The 4880-nt window shown below is 43.1% G+C and carries 4 protein-coding genes; all 4 read left to right on the forward strand.

Annotated features, from left to right (window positions below; translation table 11 throughout):
• The first annotated feature begins 1694 nt into the window (after positions 1-1694).
• On the forward strand, positions 1695-2060 hold the full coding sequence (gene rplS, locus A5295_RS04290) for a 50S ribosomal protein L19 (RefSeq protein WP_004105329.1): 366 nt from the start codon (positions 1695-1697) through the stop codon (positions 2058-2060).
• A gap of 28 nt (positions 2061-2088) precedes the next feature.
• Positions 2089-2877 (forward strand): signal peptidase I, encoded by a 789-nt coding sequence (lepB, locus tag A5295_RS04295; RefSeq protein ID WP_004110299.1) that lies wholly within the window; start codon positions 2089-2091, stop codon positions 2875-2877.
• A gap of 92 nt (positions 2878-2969) precedes the next feature.
• Positions 2970-3674, forward strand: a complete 705-nt coding sequence (locus A5295_RS04300; RefSeq protein ID WP_064621818.1) for a ribonuclease HII — start codon at positions 2970-2972, stop codon at positions 3672-3674.
• A 13-nt stretch (positions 3675-3687) separates the two neighbouring features.
• Entirely contained in the window at positions 3688-4791 is a 1104-nt protein-coding gene (locus tag A5295_RS04305) for a LacI family DNA-binding transcriptional regulator (protein ID WP_012913876.1), read from the forward strand.
• Positions 4792-4880: the final 89 nt, after the last annotated feature.

Here is a 4880-nt window from a genome sequence, read left to right on the forward strand (position 1 = left end):
CGTCGGCAGCGTCAGATGTGTATAAGAGACAGGCACTACTCAGCACGTTTTGCACGATATTTCTTTCACTCTTCGCGAGGGTGAAATCGTGGCAATATTGGGACGTTCTGGTGCTGGAAAATCAACTTTTCTACGCACAATGGCTGGTCTTGTGCAGCCAACAGAAGGCACAGTAACATATCGCGGACGCGAGCTGACAGGCCCAAACCCAGGAGTTGCAATCGTATTTCAAACCTTCGCTCTTATGCCGTGGCTTACAGTACAAGACAATGTGGAACTTGGCTTGCGTGCTAGAGGTGTTAGTAAAGAAAAGCGTACTGAGCTTGCTTTAGCTGCAATTGATGCAATCGGTTTGGATGGCTTTGAAACAGCGTATCCTAAGGAACTTTCCGGCGGTATGCGTCAGCGAGTTGGTATTGCGCGCGCGTTGGTGCTGAGACCAGATGCATTGTTTATGGACGAGCCGTTCTCTGCTCTCGATGTGCTTACTGCTGAAAACTTGCGTCAGGAAGTTCTTAAGTTGTGGTCTAGCGAGGAGCGAGATATTAAGTCTGTGCTTATTGTGACGCACAATATTGAAGAAGCTGTGCAAATGGCTGATCGCGTTGTGGTTCTTGGATCTCATCCAGGTCACTTAATTGCTGATGTGAATGTTGATTTGCCTCGTCCTCGAGATAAGCACAGTGCTGAATTTGAAGCGATGGTTGATAATTTGTATGCTATTTTGACTGGTTCTGCTCCAGAAAGCACTGCAGAGCAAGACGCTTCCGAAGATGCTGATTCTCAAGATCAAGCAAATAATGCAACTAATGAAGATGCTGAAGATAACGAAGCTGCAGCAATTGCAGATATGCTTATTCAGCGCCACCATGACGATGAAGATGAAGATAAGCAAAGTGAGGATGAAGCTGAAGCAGGTGAGGCAAAGGCAGAGCCTGTGGCTGTTCGTTTGCTTCCAAACGCTACACCAGGTGGTATGGCTGGTTTGCTTGACGTGATTTCTGAAAGCCCAGATGGTATTGATTTGGCTGATTTGGCAGCTGATTTGTCGTTTGAGATTGATGATTTGTTCCCACTTGTTGATGCTGGCACGATGCTTAATTTGCTTACTGCAGAAAATGGTCATATTACTATCACTTCTGAGGGTGAAGAGTGGCATAATGCCGATATTTTGCACAGTAAGCAAGTTTTTGCTCGTCTTGCGATTGAACATGCGTCTCTTGTGCACGCAATTGATCAAGCTTTGAGTAGGAATCGTAACGGAAAGCTTCGTGGCGAGCTGATTTTGGATTTGTTGCGCAGTAAGCACACGGATGCTTTGGCGCGTCAACAGTTTGATATTGCAATTAGCTGGGGTCGTTACGGCGAGTTGTTTGATTATGACGCTGATGATGACGAGTTGACTCGTACAGTTGAAACTGCTCCTCTCGATGGAGTTGTGCGCTGAAATAGTGCGGAATAGTGCGGAATTATGCTCAATAATGTCCATTATTGAGCATAAATTTGGTACTTGTATGCTTTCGATAAAGGGATGCCGCATAGTTCTTTTATCTTTTAGGTCTAGTCGCTTCTTATTTAAGATTGCGCGGATCGGAAGCCCCCTAAAAAGCGAACTTTTTGGGGAAAGATTTGCGTAGCACATTTGTTGCTAACGCTTACTATGCGTCGATATGCGGCGGCGATGGAGGAATATTATGGTAAATGCTGTAGAAGCATTTGATGCTAAGCATCTTAAGGCTGCTGAAGAAATTCCAGCTTTCCGTCCTGGCGATACCGTTGACGTCAACGTTAAGATTCAGGAAGGCAACAACACTCGTATTCAGACTTTCACCGGCGTTGTGATTGCTCGTAAGGGTGCTGGCGTGCGTGAAACTTTCGTTGTTCGTAAGGTGAGCTTCGGCACTGGTGTTGAGCGTCGTTTCCCACTTCATTCTCCAGCTATCGATTCGATTAAGCTGGTTCGTAGCGGTCGCGTTCGTCGCGCTAAGCTGTACTACTTGCGCGCTTTGCGTGGTAAGGCTGCTCGTATTGCTGAGCGTCGCGATAACTCTGCTAAGTAAAATAGAACTTATGTGAAGGGTATTTGTTATGACTGATGACACGCAAATTAGCGATACTCATATCGTTTCAGTAGCGGGTCATGGTATAGATCCTTCACCGGTTCCGCCAGAGCCGGAAGGAGATTTACCTTCCGGCTCTCGCATGTTTAAGCGCAAAAATAGAAAAGGTAAGCATTTTGCACATTCTAAGCGTGCTAAAAATGACCGCCTAACTTTGCGCGATGCTATAACATGGTTCGGTATTCCAGTATTAGTAGTGATACTTATTCGTGTGTTCCTATTTGGAGCTTACACAATTCCTTCTGGCTCTATGCTAGATACTATTCATATTGGCGATTATGTTATTACGACTAAGCTAACTCCGCGCTTATTCCCATTAAAGCGTGGAGATATTGTTGTTTTTGAGGATCCTGCACATTGGTTGAGTGGTGAAAATTCTTCCGGTGTTGTTGGCAAGGATTTAATTAAGCGTCTTATTGGTTTGCCTGGGGATACTGTTGAGTGTAAAGGCGCTGGACAGCCTATTGTTGTAAACGGTGTTCCAATACGAGAATCTTCCTATATTCGTCCTGGTGTTGACCCGAGTGCTTTTCCGTTTAAAGTAAAAGTTAAAGCTGGTCACGTGTTTGTTTTGGGCGATAATCGTTCTAATTCTGCGGATTCACGATATCATCGCAATGATGGCGATGATGGCTTAGTTCCGATTTCCAAAATCGAGGGCGTTGCTGTGTTTAGATCGTGGCCGCTTGATCGAATTGGTCTTTTAGACGAACACCATGATGATTTTAAAGATGTGCCTGATCGTCCTGCAAAATAAAAGTATTAACGCAATGTTGTTAACGCAATGTTATTAACACAATCGTATTAGAGCAATTGTATTAGCAAAACTTATACAAACTAATTTTAATTATGTCAAATAAATCATCCAATATACCGCTTGTTCCATCATTTAAATATGAGCAAGATTTGCTTTGCGAAGGCTATGATTGGGTTATTGGTCTTGATGAAGTAGGAAGAGGCTCTCTTGCAGGTCCTGTGATGGTAGGAGCTGCAGTTATTGGAATTAAGCAAGTAAAAGAAAACTATATGCCTGAAGGCTTAGCTGATTCTAAATTGCTGAGTGAAAAGCGTCGAGGAGAGCTTTATGAACCGTTGCAAAAATGGTGTACTTCTTGGGCTGTTGGATCTTGTACTAATAAAGAAATAGATGAGTGGGGTATTAGTTATACGCTTGGCGTTGCGGCTTTGAAAGCAATCGCAAAAGTCGAGGAAGATATTCAAATAAGTAAAAAAGAAAACACTCGTATTGCAGCAATATTGGATGGACCTTGCGATTATATTGACAAAGTCGCAAATACTTTTGACGCTCCTTACATTCCTGAGCCTGTAAAAGTCCATACTTTAGTAAAAGCAGACAGACAGTGTGCGAGCGTAGCTGCAGCTGCAGTTTTGGCAAAAGTTACTAGGGATAATCTTATGGTATCTCTTGCTAAAAATCCGAAATATGCAGCCTACGATTGGGCAAGTAATAAGGGTTACGGCTCTTTAGCTCATCGCAATGCCATTAAAAAAGTAGGACCTAGCGATTTGCATAGATTGTCTTGGCATTTATAAGCGAGGGGTATATATGGCAGAAAATGAAGCAAAACGCGTGTCAATGATCGATGTTGCGCATGCTGCTGGCGTAAGTCATCAAACTGTTTCTCGCGTTATTAATAATTCTCCTGATGTTTCTGCTAACACGCGAATTAAAGTTCTGCGAGTTATTGAGCAACTTGGGTATTATCCAAGTAATTCAGCGCGCGCATTAGCGACTAAGAGGTCGCGTACTTTAGGGCTTATCGTTGGTGCAGAAAATAGAACATCTCGAAACATCATTGCTCCTATAGAAGCGCAAGCAAAATCTCGTGGTCTTTTTCTTTCTATTAGCATGGTCAACGAAACGTTATGTGAACAAAGTGATATTCAAGATTTATGCGAGAGTTTTGAAGAGCAAAATGTCGACGGATTAATAATTGACGCTCCAACAGACGCAATATTTACGTCACTGTGTCGTACGCGTATTCTTAAGCCGTGCGTATGTGTTACTGCTACTCATGGTGCAATAAGCGCGCATGAAGGCATGAATATGTTGCGTTCTCATAGCAACGTTGAGTATTCAATGATTGGGATTAATCAATCTCGCGCAATGAACGATATTGTGTCACTTATTGCGCATTATGGACATCGAAATGCCATTTATATAGCAGGTCCTTCACAATGGAGAGGTGCTGCAACGCGACTCATTGCATGGCGTTCACTTTCAACTGCTCAAGGTATTCATTCGCATATTGTGCAATGTACTTCGTGGAAGTCTTCTGAAAGTTACGCGCGAATGAATCATATGATTGAGAAATTTGGTATAGATGGCATTGCATTGCCGACTGTTATTGTTGCTTCAAGCGATGAGCAGGCAGTAGGAGTTGTGCGTTCCTTGTATGAGCACGGTTTGAAAATTCCGAGTGATATTAGTGTTGTTGGTTTCGGCGATATTCCGGCAATAAGTGATTTTTTCCCACCTCTTACAACTGTGAGTCTCGATATGCAGCAATTAGGGTCGTTGGCAGTGCGTGAAGCTTTGAGATTAATGAATCATGGGCCTGAACCAGCATTCCCAGATATGTCTCATGGAGTTGGACAAATACCTGCTAGCTTAAAATTGCGTTCTTCTATTGGTGCAGTATTGAGATAATTTTGCGATCGTGAAAAATTGTATTAAAAAATTATTGAGAATAGAATTAAAACTGTCTCTTATACACATCTGACGCTGCCGACGAAGAG

The sequence above is a fragment of the Gardnerella sp. 26-12 genome, from assembly GCF_001660745.1.
Classification (GTDB): domain Bacteria; phylum Actinomycetota; class Actinomycetes; order Actinomycetales; family Bifidobacteriaceae; genus Bifidobacterium; species Bifidobacterium swidsinskii.

What these genes read in the sequence shown, in the direction of transcription:
- rplS (WP_004105329.1), top strand. Translation starts at nt 1,695, where the DNA reads ATGGTAAATGCTGTAGAAGCATTTGATGCTAAGCATCTTAAGGCTGCT.
- lepB (WP_004110299.1), top strand. Translation starts at nt 2,089, where the DNA reads ATGACTGATGACACGCAAATTAGCGATACTCATATCGTTTCAGTAGCG.
- A5295_RS04300 (WP_064621818.1), top strand. Translation starts at nt 2,970, where the DNA reads ATGTCAAATAAATCATCCAATATACCGCTTGTTCCATCATTTAAATAT.
- A5295_RS04305 (WP_012913876.1), top strand. Translation starts at nt 3,688, where the DNA reads ATGGCAGAAAATGAAGCAAAACGCGTGTCAATGATCGATGTTGCGCAT.